Origin of the sequence: Klenkia marina, from assembly GCF_900101025.1 — a bacterium.
In the GTDB taxonomy this organism is placed as follows: Bacteria; Actinomycetota; Actinomycetes; order Mycobacteriales; family Geodermatophilaceae; genus Klenkia; species Klenkia marina.
The window spans coordinates 29,921-46,934 of sequence record NZ_FMUH01000009.1 but is presented as its reverse complement, the minus strand read 5'-3'; the positions used below and the strand labels follow the sequence as shown (position 1 = coordinate 46,934).

Below are 17,014 nucleotides of genomic sequence, written 5' to 3'. Positions count from 1 at the left end.
CCCGTCAGCCTCGAACGCCACAGGTCAGATCCGGGGCCGGACGTTGCCCGACGTCGTCCAGTACGGCTCCCGCTCGACGGTGGACACCCGGGCCTCCCACACCGGCAGCCCCCACTCCATGCCGCGCTTCCACTGGTGCACCCAGCCGGCGATCTCCCGGTCAGCGCGCTCCCGGCCAGCAGCGGGCACCCGCACCCACGCCGGGCGGGGCGGATCGAAGGGACCCAGGTCAGGCACCGCCGCCGCACATCAGCACCGAACCGACGACCAGCACCGGGCGGCCGCCGGTGCGCAGGACATGGGTCTGGTCGCCGGCCTCGACCTGGTCCTCGTGCTCGGTACAGAGCAGGAAGTCCCAGCGCCGCTCCCCGTCACCGACCGGCACCGCCGTCGCACCCCGCTGCGTGCAGGACATCGTCTCGCACTGCTCCCCGAACCTCATGAACGGCACCATCCCGGCGGGGTCTGACACAACCGTCACACCCCAGCCAGGGCCAGGGACCTTCTGCCCTGACGGGCCGCGCTGCGCGCGGGTCGGCTGCGCCGCCCGGTGTCCGCCTCCGGCGGGCTGACCACCAAACTGCGCCCCCGGCCCGTCCGGCAGCTCAGCGTAGGGACCTTCCAGGCCGCCTCCTCCCGACCGGATCAGGATCCTTTGCCCGAGTGGCTCCGCTGCGCTCCGCCGGCAAAGCATCGTGATCCGCTCGTCCCCCGCCGACCCTCCAGGCCCCTGAGCAGAGCTCTCTGCCGGACGGGCCGGGGGAACGGTTGAGGGACAAGTTCCGCAGCCACCCACCTCGCGTCCTCCCGCTCCGGCTCCGTAGCCACCCAGGGAGAACACCGATGACCAGCACCAACCAGCCCAGCAGCGCGACCACCGCCCCGGCCGACAACGGACCGGACCGGTCCGTCCCGGCCGCCGACCCCGCCGGGCTGCTGCGGGCGTGGACGTCGACCGGGGCGCAGCTGTTCGACCGCGAGCGGGCCACCCGTGAAGGCCACAACTACGCCACCGGCCCCGACGCCGTCACCACCGCCATCGACACCCTGACCTGGCAGACCCTGCCCGCCGACGGCACGCTGAGCGCCCCGTTCAGCCCCGGCGAAGCCATCAAGACCCTCATCACCGAGATGCGGCTGGGCCAGGTCACCGCGCTGGCCTGGAACGGCGCCGTCGACGTCCGCGACGACGTCGAGCACGCCGCCGGCCTCTACGGGCTGTACGGGATCGACGCCGTGCACGCCGGCTACCGGGTGCGGATCTACGCCGTGGACCGAGGCACCGACCTGCTCATCGTCGCCGTCGACGCGCCCCCGGCCCTGGCCACCGCGCTGGACCCCACCGCCGGGCTCACCCCCACCCACTGAGCCGCACGCCACCCAGCAACACGGCACCCAGCAGCACGCAGGCGGCGTCCCCCGCACCCGACATGCGGGGGCCGCCGCCCCCCTCACCCAACCAGCCCCCACCGTCAGGAGCCCGCCATGACCAGCACCCGCACCCGCCCCGCCGCCGCCCAGACCCAGCCGACTACCGAGAACATCGAGGTGAGCGCCGGGACCGCCGCCGCCACCACCGTGCACGCCACCACCCAGCCCGAGACAACGACCGGCGCAGGGGCCGGGCAGCCCCGCACCGGTGGGCACGAGCTGGTGCAGGTCGACCCGGCCACCCTCGCCGTCGACGTCAACATCCGCCACGACGCCCGCCTGGACGACGACTTCTGCGCCAGCATCGCCGACCACGGCGTGCTCGTCCCGATCGTCGCCGTGCGCACCGCCGACGGGGCGCTGCGGGTCCGGTTCGGGCACCGCCGCACCCTGGCCGCCGTCGCCGCCGGGCGCCCGACGGTGCCGGTGGTCGTGGCCGCCGACGAGGCCGCCGGCCCTGGCGGAAGTAATGCCGCCGAGGTCGAGCGGCTGGTCACCCAGTGGGCGGAGAACGAGCACCGCGCCGGGCTGACCACCGCCGAGCGCGCCGACGTCATCGGCCAACTGTCCGCCTTCGGGATCGCGCCCACCCAGATCGCCCGCCGAACCCGCGCCACTCGCGCCGAGGTAACCGCCGCGCTGGCCGTCACCAGCTCCCAGCTCGCCCGCGCCGCCACCGCCCGCTACGAGTTCCTGGACCTCGCCCAGGCCGCCGTCGTGGCCGACTTCGACGCCGACCCCGACGCCGTCACGGCCCTGGTCGTCGCGGCCCGGGACGGCCGGTTCGACCACGTCGCGCAACGGTTGCGCGACGAGCGCACCGACCGGGCCGCCCGCACCGTCGTCGCCGACCGGCTGCGCGCCGACGGGGTGACCGTCATCGACGCACCGGCCTCCCAGGACCGCGCGCGCGAGCTGCACCGCCTGGCCGACGCCGAAGGCACCCGGTTCACCGAGACCAGCCACGCCGGATGCCCCGGGCACGCCGCCTACGTCGGGCAGGAGCACGGCTGGGTGCTCGTCGACGCCGACGGCCAGCCGACCCCCGACAGCGACGACGGCCAGGACGACGACGGTGAGGACGCCGACGAGGATGACGCCGAGCGGCCCGGGCCGGGGGAGCGGGACTGGCGCAGCTGGCCCGCCGCCCGCTGGGTCTGCACCGACCCCGCCGCCCACTGCCACCGCGACCTGTGGGCCAGCGGCACCAGCAACGACCGCACACCGGCCGCCGACATGACCGACACGCAGCGGGACGCCGCCCGCGCCGCGCGCCGCGACGTCATCGACTCCAACAAGGCCTGGGGGAGCGCTGAGACCGTGCGCCGGGACTGGCTGCGGGGACTGGCGACCCGCAAGACCGCCCCCAAGGGCACCGCCATGTTCGTGGCCGCCGCCCTCGCCCACGACGCCGACCTGCTGGCCGACATCGGCGGCAACCACCTGGCCGCCGACCTGCTCGGCGTCGAGGCCGGCGCCTACGGCCGCTCCCGTGGCCTGGTCGACCTGATCGAGCGAGCCGGGGACGCCCGGGCTCTGCTGCTGACCCTGGTCCTGGTGCTGGCCGCCTACGAAGCCCGCACCAGCCGCGACGACTGGCGCACCCTGCGCCCGGCCACCGGTCGCTACCTGACCCACCTGCAGGCATCGGGTTACGCCCTGGCCGATGTCGAGCTGCGCGCCTGCGGCCAGCCCGTTCCCGACCGCACCGGGAGCGGGGGCGGCGAGGAGGTCTGATCGGGTAGGGGTGGGTCCAGCCGGCAGCACCCGGCGGGACCCACCCCGACCAGCACAACCCACCTGGTCCGGGTTCGCATGCCGGCGGTGGGGGTCGCGCGCACCCGTCGCTGGCGCGCCGGTCCGTCCGCTGCGCGTCCGGAGGACCTGACGGTCCGACGCGCTCACGACACGAACCCCGGCCGCCGACCATGGCCGGCCACCCCACGGGGTGAACATCAGTCCGGGTGCCGCCCGCCGAGGGGCACACTCCACCCCGCACACAGCACCCGCGCGCCGCCGTCTCGAGGAGGACCAGGACCGTGCTTTTCGAACCCCGCGCCGCCGACCTGGACCCGGTCGACCTGGAATCGGCGCTGCTGCGCACCGCGGTCGGTGACTACACCGCCGAGGCCGCGATCCTCCTGCTGGCCAACGCCGGCCACTGGCTGCCCGCCCTGGCCGCCGCCGACCTCATCGCGGTGGAATCCGACGAGGACCCCACCGCACCCCCCACCGGCGAGGTTCCCGGGGTCGGCTGGGCGGCCATCACCTGGACCGACCTCGACGCAGCCCTGCGCGCCAGCCGGATCGAAGGCAGCAGCGGCCAGCTACGGATCCTGCGCGCCGCGGCGTCGATCGCCGACGGCCAGCCCCTCGACCTGGGCGACGTCGCCTCCGGCCTCGACCGGCGTCACCTGCAGCTGCTGCTCGCCGCGATCTCCCACGCCGGCGGCAGCCACGAGCACCGCGACATCGACAGCGACGGGTTCCCCAGCGACCCGCTGCCCCCGCTAGCGCCCTGGCCACCCCGGGACTGACCGAGCCCGTGTCCTACCCGCCCCGACCCCAGCTGGCCCCCGGCAGCGTGCTCCGCGAGCTGCAGGCTGCGGCGGCCGTCCGCCGCGCGGCACGCATCCGGGTCGCCGACGCCGTCGCCGACGCCGTCGCCGAACCCGACGGCACCGACCACGACTCGGGCCTCGACGTGGGTGACCGACGGCGGGCCTTCGCCACGGCCACTGCCCGCTGGGTCCACCTGATCAAGCTCGCCGCGGCCGCCGGCCACCCGGTCTCCGACATCGCCCGCGCCGCCGGGGTCGCGCCCTCCTCCATCCACTACCGGCTCCGTCCTGGACGCGCGAACACACCAGAAGGCCCCTAGCGCTCTATCCGCAACCGGCTTACGATTATTGCGAATAAAGGAGGGTCATGGCCGCGACGCCGCTGCACCCGCAGACCTACCTGCCCGACGCCGAGGTCGGGCCGCTGCACGACGCCCTCGCCGTGCCTGCAGCCGGCTCTGACCAGCAATACCTGGTCACGGGTACGGGGGAGCAGGTGCCGGTTCCCCTGGAGACGCTGCGGGCGTTGCGGCAGGTGATCGAGGCGATGCATCAGGGCCTGGCGGTCACGGTGGTCCCGCAGTCCAAGACGCTGACCACCCAGCAGGCCGCGGACCTGCTGGGTGTTAGCCGCCCGACGGTGATCAAGCTGCTTGAGGACGGGGAGATGCCGTTCGAGCGGGCCGGCAACCGCCGGCGGATCCTGCTGCACGACGTGCTGGCCTACCGCGAACGCCGCCGGACCCAGCAGTACGCAGCTCTGGAGGCGCTGGCCACCGCGGAGGAGGACGACCCCGAGGTGGTGCTCGACCAGCTGCGCACTGCCCGCCGGGCCGTTGCCGCGCGCCGCCGGGCCACCACCACGAGCTGAGGCACCCCGGCCCCGGTCGGCGCAGGAAGCGCGGGTAGGGGCGGGAGACTGCTCGGCGTGCTGACGGCCATGCTCGACACCTCGGTGCTGTGGCCCAGCCTGCAGCGGGACTTCCTGCTGTCCCTGGCCATCGAGGGCACCTACCGGCCGGTGTGGAGCAAGGCGGTACTGGCCGAGCTGGAGTTCCACGAAGCCGCCAAGCTCGTCACCCGCGGCACCGACCCGGCCGACGCCGCCCAGCGCGCCACCCGACTGATCGCGATCATGATGATGGGCTTCGGTGACGCCATGGTCACCGAATGGGAGCCGCTGGAGGGCACGTTCGGGCTGCCCGACCCCGACGACGAGCACGTCGCGGCCGCGGCGGTCACCGCCCGCGCGGCGGTGATCGTGACGGCCAACCTGAAGGACTTCCCGCCCACAGCGCTACCGGCGGGCCTGCAGGTGCTGCCCCCGGCGGCGTTCGCCCTGGCCATCGTGAGCGCCGATCCCGCGGCCGCCCGCCGAGCGGTGCAGGCCATCGCCGATCGCTCCGGGCGCATCGGCCAGCAGTGGACTACCGAGGACGTGTTGCAGCTCCTGGCCACCCGGTACGCGATGGGCGCGGCCGTGCACCTGCTGCGCACCTGACACCCACGCGGAGCAGCGCTGCGATAGGTCATCGCCCGATGGTGGTGGCGGCGTCCACGACCGCGGCGGAGCCGTCGACCCGTGTCTGTGGGTGCGCGGGGGTGCGGTGCGCGGGTGGTGGTCGGGGCCCGGTGTGGTGGGGCGGGCGGTGTAGTTCCGCCTGCCCGCGCCAGCGCCGGTGAGGCGCCCGCGAGGCTCGCTGTCCAGGGCGAAGAGCCAACGATCTTGGAGCGAAACAAGGGAGCGCAGCGACCGCGCTCGAAGATGGTTGGCGTCCCTGGACGGGGAGACGGGCGCCGGGAAGCTGAGGGCCCAGACATCGATTGGCTGGCGCAGCCAGTCCTTCTCTCTTCCGGCGTAGCCGGGCCGGTAGGCCGTCGTGCGCCCCTTCCCGATGCGGTCCGTCAGCGGCCCTCCAAAGCAGTGGCCGATGGAGCAAGCTATGCACTTACGTGCTGTAACCCGCTCCGCCCTCTGGACAGAGGGCGGAACGTGCCGCACCCTGACGGGTGTCGGGTCCCTGGTTCCGGGGTCGCTGCGCTGGGCCGAGAGCGGGAGGGCAAGGGCATGACCAACGAGCCGACGCCGCCCGGCAAGTTCCGCCGTCGGCGGGCGAACTTCTCCGGCGGCCGGTCTCGCCGGCACGTCGTCTACGTGGCCCCGGCCGAGGGTGACCTGCTGGCGCAGCTGGCTGAGCAGCAGGGCGTCACGGTGCCGCGGCTGCTGGTGGAGTCCGCTCTGGCCGGCGACCGGGAGACGGCCTCGGCCCGCCGCGACGCGATCGTGGAGCTCTTCGCCGTCCGCCGGCTGCTGGCCGCGGTGTCCAACAACGTCAACCAGGTCGCCCGGCACGCGAACGCGACCGAGGACTTCCCCGCCGACGCGGCCGCGGTGCTGGCCGCGGTGCGCCGACTGGTGCCCCGGATCGACGGCGCCGTGGACGCGCTGGCCGAGCCGGTCCGGGCCAGGGAGATCCTGGAGGCGGCGCGGGCGGGTGCGACGCCCGAGAGCGCGCCGGAGACGGACTGGTCCAGCACGCTGGCCGAGCCCGACGAGGGCGATCAGCGATGATGCCGAATGTGACCCGCGGGTCCAACATGCGCGGGCTGCTGGCCTACCTGGCCGGCCCCGGGCGGGCCAACGAGCACACCGAGCCCCACCTGGTGGCCGGGGACTCAGCGGTCATGGCGTGGTTCAGCGACGACGAGCTCAGCCCGGCCGCGGCACTGGCGGTCGGCCGCACCCTGGACCACCCCCGCGCCTCGCTGGGCGTCGAGGTCGGCGGCGGGGACGTGTGGCACTGCTCGCTGTCCCTGCGCCCCGAGGAAGGGCAGATCGGTGACCAGCGGTGGGCGGCCATCGCCCAGGACCTGGTCGACGGCATGGGCTTCTCCGGGGCCGCGGGCACCGCCGATGAGGGGCGGGCGCCCTGCCGATGGGTCGCGGTGCACCACGGCGCCTCCAAGGGAGGCAACGACCACATCCACATCGCGGTGTCCCTGGTCCGGGAGGACGGGACGAAGGCCCGCGTCAGCCACGACTTCTGGCGGGTGCAGAAGCTGGCCAACCAGCTCGAGCACAAGCACGGCCTGGACGTCCTGCAGTCCCGCGAGCTCGACCGAGGCACCCGAGGTGTGAAGCCGGCGGAGCTGCAGCGCGCCAAGCGCGAAGGGGCGGAGGAGCCCGCCCGGGTCCTGCTCGAGCGGCAGGTCCGGGCCGCAGCGACCGCCGCGGTCGATGAGGCCGAGTTCGTCCGCCGGCTGCGCGGCGACGGCGCGCTCGTGCGCCCGCGCCTGGCGACCGGGACGTCCGACGTCGTCGTCGGGTTCTCGGTGGCGATGAAGCCCACCGCGGCCGACCGGGCCGCCGGCCGCGGGCCGGTGTGGTTCGGTGGCGGCCGCCTGGCCCAAGACCTCACCCTGCCTCGGCTGCGCGAGGCGTGGCCCGACAGCCCGGCCGCGGCCAGCGCCGCGGCCGCGGAGTGGGTCGCCGCGGGCAGGGGCCGGCCACCGGCCGCACCAGGTCGCGAGCTGGTGGAGCTCACCGCCGCCGACTGGGCTGCGGTGACCGCCGACGTCCGCGACCTGCGGGAGTACCTGCGCGGCGTGCAGCCCGGGGACACCGCCACCTGGACGCGGGTGTCGGCGGAGACTGCCGGTGCGTTCGCGGCCTGGTCCCGGCAGACGGAGACCACCCCGGGCCCGCTGGCTGCGGCGGCCAAGGTGCTGGGCGCCTCGGCCCAAGTTCGTCGGCCCACGTACCGCAGCTCGGGACCCACCGCCCGTGGGGCGGCGCTGCTGCTGGCCTCGATCGGCCATGGCGGCGCCGGGCCGGTTGCCACCGCTGCGCTGTTCCGGCAGCTGGCCAACACCTCGAAGGCCATCCACGACGCGCACCTGGCCGCGGGTGACCTACGGCGCGCAGCCGAGATCGAGGCCGTCGTCCGGACGCAGCTCGAGCAGGTCCGCCGTCAGCTACCTGAGCCGGCGGCCGTCACGGTCAGGGCCCCGTCGGCGCCGGTGCGCGCCGTCGGCCCTGTCCTGCCGTCGGCCCCTGCACCTTCGCGCCTGCCAGGGCGGGCGTCGACGACGGCCCCGGGTGCCGGTCGCGACCGCGAGGCACCCACCAGATGAGGCAGCACCCGATCGGGACAGGAGCAGCTGATGAGCGAGTCCGAGGACAACGCCGGCGAGGTCGTGGCCACGACCGTGCGGGTCGCGCTGACCGCCGCCGGGCAGCTCGCCGAGCAGGCCGCTCGGCAGCGGGAGGCCAGGTTGCGGGAGGCAGCTCGAGAGTCCGACGCCCGGGCCGCGACGGTGCAGGCTCAGCTGGACGTGGAGCGGCAGCTCGCGCTGCGCAGCGTGCAGGACGTCGTGCGGCGGGGCGACAGCGTTGACCTCGACGAGCTCGCCGAGGCATGGCAGCGGGCGGCGAGCTGGGACGACCCGGCCATGTCCGCCGAGCGGGACCGGATCCGGGACCTGGCCGACCGCCGGTTCGGGGTCGACCCCGGTTCGCCGGCTGATGCGGTGGCCGGGGACCGCGCCTCGCGGGATGTGCCGACGGCGGTGGCCGTCCTCGGCCGGGACGACGCGCGATCGGTGACCGACCGCGAAGCCCGGACCGATGGCGCGGGTTCCCGGGTCGCGGCCCTGACTGCGCACCTGGAGGACGCGGGCGTGGAAGCCGACGTCGCTCAGGCTCGGGCGCTGGCCGCCCAGTCGCATCCGACGCCCGTGGCTGCTGCCGCCCAGCGGCCGGCCGCGGCGCCCAAGGCTCGGCGCCGTGCGCGGGGTCGCGGGGCCGGCGTCGAGGTGCAGAGCCCCTCACGCTGACCGGGAGCGCTCACAGTGCGGTGAAGAGGGCTGCCGGTGGCGCGGCGGTGGGCAGGGCAGCCAGGTTGTCCGGGCGGTGACCCCGCGAGGGGGTGCAGCCAGAGAAGGGGCCCGCGGGGTCCAGCAAGACGGCCATGTTCGGGTCGGCGTGCATGGTGAACCAGACGCTGATCCCGGTGGCCGGGTCCAGGCGTAGGTGCTCCCAGGCCCGCCAGATCGCCTCCAGACGGGTGATGGCCTCGGCGTGACGCCACCAGTCCGGGCACCAGGTGGTGGCCCGGCCGTCGACGGCCCGGCGGTACATCGGCGCCAGCAGTCCCTCGACCCAGGCGACCAGGGTCGGGTAGGCCAACGGCAGGAGCTCGGGATCGTCCTCGGCCGCAGCCGCGGCCGAGCTGGGGGCAGAGGTGTCCTCGTCCCACTCGTTGACGTCGGCGGTCATCGTCGGGTGCCGGGCCCTGCCCAGTCCTCACGCAGCTGCATAGGCGTGGGCACATCCGGGAGCGGGTCCTGCCGCCCGATGGCGGGGCGGTCGATGCGCGCTGCGGGGTCGTGGGCTGCCTGGGATGCGGCCACGGCGGCCGCGTGCGGCCCGGTGTGCCACGGCTCGGTGCGGATCAGGGTGGCCGGGTTGCCGGAGGAGAAGACGACGGCGCGACCGCGGGGGAGGTCGGCCAGGTCGTCGATGTCCAGGACGAGCTCGTGGGTCTGAGACCGGGACGTGCTGCGTCCGCCCTTGGCGGTGGAGGTGCTGACGGTGGGGCGCCGGTACTGCCCGACCAGGGTGGACAGCTCGCGGAGGAAGTCGGTCTCGGCGACGCCGCCGCCGTAGACGCGCACGGTGGAGGCCGACCACAGCTTGCGCATGCCGTCGCGCCCCCACACGGCGACACCCTGGGACCAGGACTGCAGGATCGTGAAGACCGGGATGCCGCGGGACCCGTAGTGGGAGTAGAGGTCGGGCAGGTTGTACCAGCGGCAGATGTTGGCGGCCTCGTCCAGGACGACGACCATCGGCACGGCCAGCCGGCCGCCGGGCAGTTCGCGGGCGATGGTCTCGGCGGCCTCGGTGAGGGCGTTGGTCAGAGCGGTCACCAGGGGCCCGGTGGAGCCCTCACCCTCCTTGGACAGCAGGTAGAGGGTGCCGCCGCTGGTGACGAAGTCGGCGACGTCGAGCTGGGGCCGGCGGTCGCCGGGGCCGGTGGGGCACACCCAGGCGGTCGCGGCGCGCGAGGTCAGGAAGGACACGGTGATCTCGGCGGTGCCGTAGATGCCGTCGCGCTGCTTGTACTGGAACCGCAGCACCTGTCGGACGTTGGCGGCATTGAGCCGGTAGCCGGCCTGCTCGAGCAGCAGGGCGGGGGTGTCGTCGGTGGAGTCGGTGAGCCACAGGTAGACCTGGGCCAGGTCCCGGCCGCCGCAGGCGGCGGCGAGGAGCAGGTTCCCGAGCAGCGCGATGCCGGCGGGGTCGAAGTAGGCGTCGGTCTTGGCGCCGGCGTCCCGTGCCGCCGAATGCAGCAGCCGGGCGAGCTGGCGGGCCTTGACCTCGTCGGTGACGAAGGTCAGCGGGTTCCACCACCAGGTGGGTTGGGTGTCGGCGATGCCCTGGGGGTCGAACACCCACACCGGGCCGCGTTCGGCGCGGGGGTCGCGGGTGGCGTCGAGTAGGTCGCGCTTGTTGGAGGTGGCGATGACGGTGCCGGGGGCGGCCAGGATGACGGGGATGGCCCGGGAGGTGGTCTTGCCGGTGCGGGGTCCCCAGATGTCGATGCAGACGTCCTCGTAGGAGGAGAACAGCCGCTGCCCACCGGCGACGGCCCGCCCGATCGGTAGGCCGGGCCCGTCGACGCCGAGCCGGCGGGAGGTGTCGGTGCCGCCGCGGTGGCCCAGGCGGGCGATGTCGCGGCCGCGGCCCATCTTCGCCGCGGCCCGGTCGACCCGGCTGCGCCTGGACCGGTGACGGTGCACCACCCAGCCGGCTAACGCGGCCAGCAGCGCGAGGACCCCGGCCGCGGTGCCCAGGACCGGCACGGTGGAGGGCGGGATGCCCGCGCCCTGCCGGAGCGCGACGAGGGCCTGGATGGGGTGCAGGGGCAGCGGCTGAACCCCGTCGATCGCTGCTGCCAGCCGGAGGGCCCCGACCCCGAGGCCGACCACGAGCAGGCCGCCCAGCAACGCCAGCAGGCCGGCCAGCCCGCTGCCGCTGGGCTTGTCGACTGCGCTCATGCCGGGACGTCGGCGGCCGCCGCCACCCCACCGAGGTCGAGAGCGGCGTCGTGGGCGAGGTCGTGCAGCCTGGGGTCGGCGTCGACCGGTGGGAGGTCGGAGACCTGGCCGATCCTCGATACCTGGTGCCAGAGCTTGTTGGTGTCGTGCAGGGACCGCTCAACTTCGGACAGGCGGACCTGGACGGGGATGCCGGGTCGGCCGCCGACCTTGACCAGGAACTTGCCCTGCCCGGGCGGGGCGGTCTCGGTCAGGGTTTCGGGGTCCCAGGCCGGCGGGTCGGACCAGGAGGCCAGCATGGCCTCCTCGGCGCGGGAGACCCGCACGGCGGTGCGCAGCAGCGGCATCTCTGCTGCGGGCAGGCCACCGCAGATGACCATGCCGGCGCGCTCGACGAACCCGCGGGCCTTCATCCGGTCCTCCTCGGTGGGGAGGGCGGCCAGGTCGCTCATGGTGTGGGAGACCATCGCCTGCCCGACGCCCTTGTTCCGGTTCAGCCGGGTGAGGGCGTCGACGCGGTCGACCATGCCTCGGCCGGCGCGCAGCGCCCGCCACAGCTCGTCCAGGACGATGAAGTAGAGCCGGCGGGGTTCGAGGCCGGCGTCGGCGAGGGCGTTGGCGACGTTGACGGTGCCGAAGCCGGTGGACCAGCAGGCGAGCAAGGCCGCGGCCTGCAGGTCGGTCTGGCCGTCGTCGATGGAGGACACGTCGAACACGACCGGGGTGTCCCGGCGCATCGGGGCGGTGCTCTGCTGGGCGAACATGGTGCCGAGGCGACCTCCGGTGCACAGGGTGACCAGGGAGGCCTCCAGGCCCTCGGTGAGCTCGTCGTAGCGGGTGCGGTCGCCGCGGTCGATGGCGACGGCCCGGACGGCGTCGGGGGCCTCGCGGATCACTTGCAGCAGGTCGGGCAGCACCGGCACGCCGGTGTGCCGCTCGTCCAGGACCGCCAGGGCGCGGTCGACGATCGCCTCCTCCCGGTCGGTCGGCGGTGCGCTGCGCAGGATCGTGAGCAGTGCCGCGACCATCGTGGTGCGGCGGGCGTGGGCGTCGGCGAGGACCTCGGTGCGGGCCCGTCCGGACAGCCGTGCGGCCGCGGCGGTGGCCTCGCCGGGGTCCAGCACGTTGATCGACCCGCGGCCCGGGCCCAGGGGGACGACCTGGCCGCCGACGGCGCGGATGAGGTCGACGTAGTCGGGCTTGAGGTCGCCCAGGACCAGGGGCAGGGTGCCGTACCCCAGCAGGCCCAGGGCCTGCCTGCGGACCAGGGAGCTCTTACCCCGCCCGGGCAGGCCCAGGACGAATTCGGAGGGGTTGCTGATCAAGTTGGCGCGCTGGAACCACGACACCGGGTCGCAGCACAGCGTGGCGCCGGAGATCATGTTGCGGCCCAGCGGTACCCCGACCATCGGGGAGCCGGTGCCGGCGGAGAAGGGCCACAGCCCGCACACCTGCACGGTGGTGCCGCGGTACTCATCAGCTGGCTGCAGGTAGTCCACGGCGCCGCGGCCGCGGCCGCCGAACCCGCGTGCGCCGGGGCGGGGCGTCTTGGTGGGTCGGGTGGTCACAGGGCGTTCCTCAGCTCGGCGGGCACCCTCAGGTGTCGGGGGACGACGACGCCCAAGGGCAGGGCGGCGGTGAACGCGGAGTCCTGGGAGCCGTGCAGCACGCGCAGCCGGACCCGGGCGGTGGGGGCCAGGGCGTCGATGGCGGCGGTGGCCAGCGGCAGCTGCGCGGCCGTGGCCACGGTGGCGGTCACCAGCAGGGAGAAGTTGGTGACGCCGGCGCCCTGGGCTTCCTCGAGGGCGGAGCGCTCGGCCTTGCGCAGGTCGGTGGCGGCGCGGGCGTTGCCCGGGCGGGAGGACTGGGCCCGGAAGGTGGCGGCGTTGACGTCGGCCACGACGGCGTCCGCGGCGGCGCCGGCGGCCAGCGGCCGGTAGAGCAGGGCCACCCGCTTGCGGTCGATGTCGGGGTGCGGTGCCAGCAGGGCGGCCAGGACGGAGTCCAGGACCTCACCGCGGGGGGCCTCGGTCATGCCCCAGGTGACCGAGATCCCGGAGTCGTGCCGGTAGTGGTCCCAGGCGGCCTGGGCTGCGGTGGGGCCGACGTCGGCCCAGTCGACGGCGACGGTGTCCCCGGCGGCGCGGGCGGCGTCGAAGGCGCGGGCCGCGGCCGGGTCGTAGGCGGTGCGGACGAGCTCGGCGAGCTCGCGGGCGGTGACGGGCCGGGCTGCTCCGGCGCCGGTGGCGTGCAGGCCCTCGGACAGTGCGGGCAGGCGCACGGCCAGGTCGCGGGCCATGACGGCGGGGTCGCGGCGGGTGCCGCGCAGGGTGCCGGTGAAGGTGAGGGTGACGAAGGCCCGCACCGAGGCCGATCCGACGGGGTAGGACTCCACAACGTCGCGGAGCATCGCCTGGGCGACGGCGGGGGCGTCGGGGTCCAGGTTGGCCTCGACCTCCCGGCGCAGCCGGGTGCCGAAGTCCGGGGCGGTCTCCACCGTCACCTGCGCGCCGACCAGGCCGGGCTCGTCGGCGAGGCCGGCGAGCCAGGTGCCCCAGTGGGCGACCCAGGAGTCGACCTGCTCGGCGTCGACGAGGGAGGCGCCGTCGGGCTCGCAGGAGAACGTCACGGCGTAGTCGTTGCGCGAGGGCAGTCGCAGCAAGGCGAACCGGCGTCCGTAGGCGTCCTCGGCCTCGGAGATCTCCGAGCCGGCGGCCAGCCCGGGCAGGGTGTGCCGGGCGGTCGGGGTCCACCCGATCGGCCCGGATCGGTAGAGGTGGGTGCCCCGCATCCGGGAACGGAGGAACGCACCTCGCGTGGCGACGCGCTGCAGGGTGGTGCGGTGGTGGCGGTCCCGGGTGTTCAGCCCGGCGAACAGCACGCCCAGGACGGCGGCGACGGCAACGGCGGGGATGATCCCGCCGAAGAACAGGGTGACGATCACGGCCAGGAAGCCGGCGAACAGCAGCACCGTGGACAGCAGGCCCAGGTTGCCCACACCTGGGGACGTCGGGCGTCGCCAGTTGCCGTAGGTGCGGTGCGGCCTCGTGGCCTCAGCGGTTGCCACTGGGTCCCCCTCCGTCGTCGCTGGTGTCGTTGCTGGTCTGGTCGTTGCCGCCGTCGGCCGAGCGGGCGGCGCCCCTGGCCGCCGTCTGCGTGGCGGCTGCCGTTCGGGTCGCCGTAGCCACCCCGCCGCCACCGGAGCCGGCGGTGGTCCCTGCGCTGCCGGCCGCGCTGCCACGGGTGGGCGGAGGTGGTGAGGCAGGTCCTCCGCTGCCGCCGGGCCCGCGCCCGCCCCCGGGGCCCGTGGGCCCGCCGGTGCCGGCACCGGCGGGGCCGCCGGCACCTGCAGCGCCAGCTCCTGCAGAGCGCCCGCCGCCGGCTGCTGCCGCCCCGGTCGCGCCCTTCGCGGTCCGCATGGCGATGGCGCCGGTGGCCACCGCGCCGACCGCGGCCGCCCCGCCGCCCCCGCCGCCGGCTGCGGCGCCGACCAGCGGGGTCAGGAACCGCATGAGGGCCGGCAGGGTGAGCAGCGCCAGGATCATCAGCACCAGGCCGGTGAGGGCGGTGGTGAGCCGGTCGTCGCTGGCGTTCTCACCGATCAGCTGGAACGCGGTGGCGTAGACGATGGCCGCGGCGGGCTTGTAGAGGATGAAGGCCAGCAGCCAGGAGCAGGCCTTGCCGAACCACTGCCGGCCGGCGGCGGTGTTCGTCGCGGCGGCCGACAGCGGCAGAATGCCGGCGAGCACGACCAGGAACCCGTTGCGGACAATGAGCAGCGCGATCTGCACGATCGAGGCCAGCAGCGCGATCAGGCCCACGACGATGATCACGATGACGGCGAGGACCGCCACGTCGCCGTCGGTGAGGTTGAGCAGCCGGACGAGGTCGGCGCCGAAGTCGTCGGTCGACCGGTCGATGATCCAGGCGGCCGAGGCGTCCGCGGCAGTGACGAGCAACCCGATGCCGGTCAGCCCGGCGCCGGAGACGATCAGCAGCTGCACCAGGGACCGGGCGAGGTCGCTACCGGGCTGCGCCCGGCGCTCCCACGCCATCTTCAGGGCAGCGACCAGCACCGACAGCACCGCGATGGCCAGCACGAACCAGGTCAGCGTGCCCTGCACGAACGACACCGCCGAGGACGTTGCGACGTCCGGTGAGGGGGTGTCGATCCAGAAGGTGGCCAGCGTGGTGGTCAGGTCACCGACGGCGGCGACGATCTTCTCGGCCAGGTCGACGATGGCGTCATCGACCGCCTGCCCGGCCTGACAGCCAAGGTCGAGGGTCCCGCACTCCTCGCGGATGACGCCGGCGGAGGGTAGGCCGCCTCCTGTGCCGTCATCGGCCATCAAGCGCCTGCCCAGGGGACATAGCCGGACAGGCTGGCGATGGGCTGCGCTTGAGCGGACACGTTGCCGTCGGCCGGGATGTCGACTTTCCAGTCGCCGTCCTCCCGCACGACGGTCAGCGGGATGCCCGCCATGCCGCCGGTGGTGGCGATCGCAAGGCTGACGGTGACCACGTCGTCCTGGGCGGACAGGTAGGTGAAGCCCGCGACCTGGTAGCGCGTCCCGGTGCCGATCGCCGATGCCGGGTCAGTGCGTACCTGCTCCAGGAGAGTGTTTCGGCCTGGGCCGTCGGCGGTCAGCTCCTCGACCGCAGCGACCAGTGCGTCCGGGTCGGTGATAGCGGCGAGGAAGTTCGCTGCGGCGAACAGAGCGCCGGTAGGTGTCTGGGCGTAGCAGCTGCGCACCCCGGTGGCCGGGTCGATGACTGCGGGGCCGGCGTCGTCTGAGCTGGGTGCCGCAACTGTGCCGACCAGAGTCCACTCGGTTTCCGGGGCGGTCACGGGGACCGTCTGGTCCCCGCCGGGCAGGTCGCAGTCACTGGCGGACGGCGTCGCTGTGGCGGCGGTTGCGCTGGACGAGCCTGCGCCCGACGTCGGTGCCGGGTCAGCTTGCCGGTCGTCGTCGTCGCCGCCGGTGAAGACCAGGAACCCCGCCAGGACGATGAGCACTAGGGCGACGCCGGCGGCGGCCAGGAAGCCTGGACGGGTGAACGGGCTGGGGTCTGAACCCGGGTCGGGTCCGCCGGCTGGTGGCAGCTGGTCGCTCATGCCAGGACCAGCCCGACGACGGCGGCCGCGGAGGAGCCGAGGATGGCCCCGCCGAGGACCCAGCCGAGCTGGCCGACGGCCTGTCCGCCTTCACCGCGCTGGAAGGCCAGGGCCAGCTTGATGCCGACGATCAGCACGCCGGCCACGCAGGCGGCGAACACCGCCCAGGCCAGCCAGCCGAGGACGGTGAGGATCGCGGCGGCGCCGGGGGGCTCGGTGCCGGTGCCGGGGTCGGGGACGGCGGCCAGCACGGTGGCGGCGGTGGAGGTGATGGCGCTCAGGGCGGTGAACATGGTGGTCCTCACGTGGTTGGGGTGGTGGTGGCGGACAGGCCCTGCAGGTCACGGGTGAACCGCAGTACGGGGCGGGGCAGCTTCATCCCCGCGCTGGTGGCGTCGCTGGGGTCAGCGAGCAGGCGCAGCGGGTCCAGCCAGGGCAGGAGCCAGGACCGCGGTGCGCCGCCGGCGACGACGAGGGCGAGGTCGGCCAGCGGCTTGGGCAGCCGTCCTGGGGCGTCGGGTACGAGGACCAGGCCGTGCAGCCGGTTGGCCGGGAGACGGCCAGAGGCCCACTGGGTCAGCACGGAGCCGGCGGCGGTCAGGCCTGCCGCGTGGGTGCGGGCCACCAGGACGACGTCGAGCTGCCCGCCGTCGGGCCGGGGCTGCCCGCCGGGTGGCCAGGAAGCCGACACCGGCCAGCGGCCGCTGCTGGCCCGGGCGCCGGTCCAGGCGGCGATGGTGGTCTCCCCGGCGCCACCGTGGGCGCCCACCACGTAGAGGTGACCGGTCGAGGCCGGGAAGGTCGACATCCGGGGTCCGCTCACCGGCGGCAGGCCCGGCTGTGG

The 17,014-nt window shown here is 74.7% G+C and carries 19 protein-coding genes; 9 read left to right on the top strand and 10 right to left on the bottom strand.

Features of this window, described 5'->3' with window-relative positions; translation table 11 throughout:
* Positions 1-24 precede the first annotated feature (24 nt).
* Entirely contained in the window at positions 25-189 is a 165-nt protein-coding gene (locus BLP29_RS21145) for a hypothetical protein (RefSeq protein ID WP_165839466.1), read from the bottom strand.
* Between the two features lie 40 nt (positions 190-229).
* A complete protein-coding gene (locus tag BLP29_RS19960) occupies positions 230-442 on the bottom strand; it encodes a hypothetical protein (protein WP_133379325.1) in 213 nt (70 codons plus the stop codon).
* 401 nt (positions 443-843) lie between these two features.
* On the opposite strand from BLP29_RS19960, the gene BLP29_RS19955 reads away from it, so the two are divergent.
* The 9 genes from BLP29_RS19955 to BLP29_RS19915 all read left to right on the top strand — a co-directional run bounded on the left by BLP29_RS19955 (position 844) and on the right by BLP29_RS19915 (position 8,828).
* A complete protein-coding gene (locus tag BLP29_RS19955; protein WP_092807878.1) occupies positions 844-1,368 on the top strand; it encodes a hypothetical protein in 525 nt (174 codons plus the stop codon).
* A gap of 117 nt (positions 1,369-1,485) precedes the next feature.
* Entirely contained in the window at positions 1,486-3,168 is a 1,683-nt protein-coding gene (locus BLP29_RS21890; protein ID WP_092807876.1) for a ParB/RepB/Spo0J family partition protein, read from the top strand.
* A gap of 302 nt (positions 3,169-3,470) precedes the next feature.
* Positions 3,471-3,968: a hypothetical protein gene (locus BLP29_RS19945; protein WP_092807874.1), complete on the top strand. Its 498-nt coding sequence runs from the start codon at positions 3,471-3,473 to the stop codon at positions 3,966-3,968.
* An 8-nt stretch (positions 3,969-3,976) separates the two neighbouring features.
* On the top strand, positions 3,977-4,312 hold the full coding sequence (locus tag BLP29_RS19940) for a hypothetical protein (protein ID WP_092807872.1): 336 nt from the start codon (positions 3,977-3,979) through the stop codon (positions 4,310-4,312).
* A gap of 47 nt (positions 4,313-4,359) precedes the next feature.
* On the top strand, positions 4,360-4,863 hold the full coding sequence (locus BLP29_RS19935; protein WP_092807870.1) for a helix-turn-helix domain-containing protein: 504 nt from the start codon (positions 4,360-4,362) through the stop codon (positions 4,861-4,863).
* Between the two features lie 57 nt (positions 4,864-4,920).
* On the top strand, positions 4,921-5,493 hold the full coding sequence (locus BLP29_RS19930; RefSeq protein WP_092807868.1) for a PIN domain-containing protein: 573 nt from the start codon (positions 4,921-4,923) through the stop codon (positions 5,491-5,493).
* A gap of 567 nt (positions 5,494-6,060) precedes the next feature.
* Positions 6,061-6,564: a plasmid mobilization relaxosome protein MobC gene (gene mobC, locus BLP29_RS19925; RefSeq protein ID WP_092807866.1), complete on the top strand. Its 504-nt coding sequence runs from the start codon at positions 6,061-6,063 to the stop codon at positions 6,562-6,564.
* Between the two features lie 8 nt (positions 6,565-6,572).
* Complete coding sequence (locus tag BLP29_RS19920) at positions 6,573-8,126, top strand: relaxase/mobilization nuclease domain-containing protein (RefSeq protein WP_207798627.1); 1,554 nt, start codon at positions 6,573-6,575, stop codon at positions 8,124-8,126.
* A 30-nt stretch (positions 8,127-8,156) separates the two neighbouring features.
* A complete protein-coding gene (locus BLP29_RS19915; RefSeq protein WP_092807862.1) occupies positions 8,157-8,828 on the top strand; it encodes a hypothetical protein in 672 nt (223 codons plus the stop codon).
* A 10-nt stretch (positions 8,829-8,838) separates the two neighbouring features.
* Here the strand turns inward: BLP29_RS19915 and BLP29_RS19910 are convergent, their stop codons facing one another.
* From BLP29_RS19910 to BLP29_RS19875, 8 genes are read right to left on the bottom strand one after another with little or no spacing between them, the layout of a single operon-like run.
* Positions 8,839-9,270: a DUF4913 domain-containing protein gene (locus BLP29_RS19910; RefSeq protein WP_092807860.1), complete on the bottom strand. Its 432-nt coding sequence runs from the start codon at positions 9,268-9,270 to the stop codon at positions 8,839-8,841.
* Positions 9,267-11,054, bottom strand: a complete 1,788-nt coding sequence (locus BLP29_RS19905; protein WP_092807858.1) for a type IV secretory system conjugative DNA transfer family protein — start codon at positions 11,052-11,054, stop codon at positions 9,267-9,269. Before BLP29_RS19905 ends, BLP29_RS19910 begins: the two co-directional genes overlap by 4 nt.
* A complete protein-coding gene (locus BLP29_RS19900; protein ID WP_207798626.1) occupies positions 11,051-12,622 on the bottom strand; it encodes a hypothetical protein in 1,572 nt (523 codons plus the stop codon). The genes BLP29_RS19905 and BLP29_RS19900 overlap by 4 nt, the downstream gene beginning before the upstream one ends.
* On the bottom strand, positions 12,619-14,121 hold the full coding sequence (locus tag BLP29_RS19895) for an SCO6880 family protein (RefSeq protein WP_092807856.1): 1,503 nt from the start codon (positions 14,119-14,121) through the stop codon (positions 12,619-12,621). Before BLP29_RS19895 ends, BLP29_RS19900 begins: the two co-directional genes overlap by 4 nt.
* Positions 14,108-15,403 carry a TrbL/VirB6 family protein gene (locus tag BLP29_RS21140; RefSeq protein ID WP_092807854.1) on the bottom strand — a complete coding sequence of 432 codons (1,296 nt, stop codon included), beginning with the start codon at positions 15,401-15,403 and terminating at the stop codon, positions 14,108-14,110. The genes BLP29_RS19895 and BLP29_RS21140 overlap by 14 nt, the downstream gene beginning before the upstream one ends.
* Positions 15,403-16,170, bottom strand: a complete 768-nt coding sequence (locus BLP29_RS19885) for a DUF8175 domain-containg protein (protein ID WP_133379323.1) — start codon at positions 16,168-16,170, stop codon at positions 15,403-15,405. Before BLP29_RS19885 ends, BLP29_RS21140 begins: the two co-directional genes overlap by 1 nt.
* On the bottom strand, positions 16,167-16,475 hold the full coding sequence (locus tag BLP29_RS19880) for a hypothetical protein (RefSeq protein WP_207798625.1): 309 nt from the start codon (positions 16,473-16,475) through the stop codon (positions 16,167-16,169). The genes BLP29_RS19885 and BLP29_RS19880 overlap by 4 nt, the downstream gene beginning before the upstream one ends.
* Positions 16,472-16,978, bottom strand: coding sequence for a DUF6668 family protein (locus BLP29_RS19875; RefSeq protein WP_092807848.1), 507 nt, complete (start codon positions 16,976-16,978; stop codon positions 16,472-16,474). The genes BLP29_RS19880 and BLP29_RS19875 overlap by 4 nt, the downstream gene beginning before the upstream one ends.
* Between the last annotated feature and the right edge of the window lie 36 nt (positions 16,979-17,014).

Excerpts from the sequence above, each read along its gene's own strand:
- BLP29_RS21140 (WP_092807854.1), bottom strand. The coding sequence starts at position 15,403 with ATGGCCGATGACGGCACAGGAGGCGGCCTACCCTCCGCCGGCGTCATC.
- BLP29_RS19935 (WP_092807870.1), top strand. The coding sequence starts at position 4,360 with ATGGCCGCGACGCCGCTGCACCCGCAGACCTACCTGCCCGACGCCGAG.
- BLP29_RS19885 (WP_133379323.1), bottom strand. The coding sequence starts at position 16,170 with ATGAGCGACCAGCTGCCACCAGCCGGCGGACCCGACCCGGGTTCAGAC.
- BLP29_RS19960 (WP_133379325.1), bottom strand. The coding sequence starts at position 442 with ATGAGGTTCGGGGAGCAGTGCGAGACGATGTCCTGCACGCAGCGGGGT.
- BLP29_RS19875 (WP_092807848.1), bottom strand. The coding sequence starts at position 16,978 with ATGTCGACCTTCCCGGCCTCGACCGGTCACCTCTACGTGGTGGGCGCC.
- BLP29_RS19955 (WP_092807878.1), top strand. The coding sequence starts at position 844 with ATGACCAGCACCAACCAGCCCAGCAGCGCGACCACCGCCCCGGCCGAC.
- BLP29_RS19910 (WP_092807860.1), bottom strand. The coding sequence starts at position 9,270 with ATGACCGCCGACGTCAACGAGTGGGACGAGGACACCTCTGCCCCCAGC.
- BLP29_RS19915 (WP_092807862.1), top strand. The coding sequence starts at position 8,157 with ATGAGCGAGTCCGAGGACAACGCCGGCGAGGTCGTGGCCACGACCGTG.
- mobC (WP_092807866.1), top strand. The coding sequence starts at position 6,061 with ATGACCAACGAGCCGACGCCGCCCGGCAAGTTCCGCCGTCGGCGGGCG.
- BLP29_RS21890 (WP_092807876.1), top strand. The coding sequence starts at position 1,486 with ATGACCAGCACCCGCACCCGCCCCGCCGCCGCCCAGACCCAGCCGACT.
- BLP29_RS19905 (WP_092807858.1), bottom strand. The coding sequence starts at position 11,054 with ATGAGCGCAGTCGACAAGCCCAGCGGCAGCGGGCTGGCCGGCCTGCTG.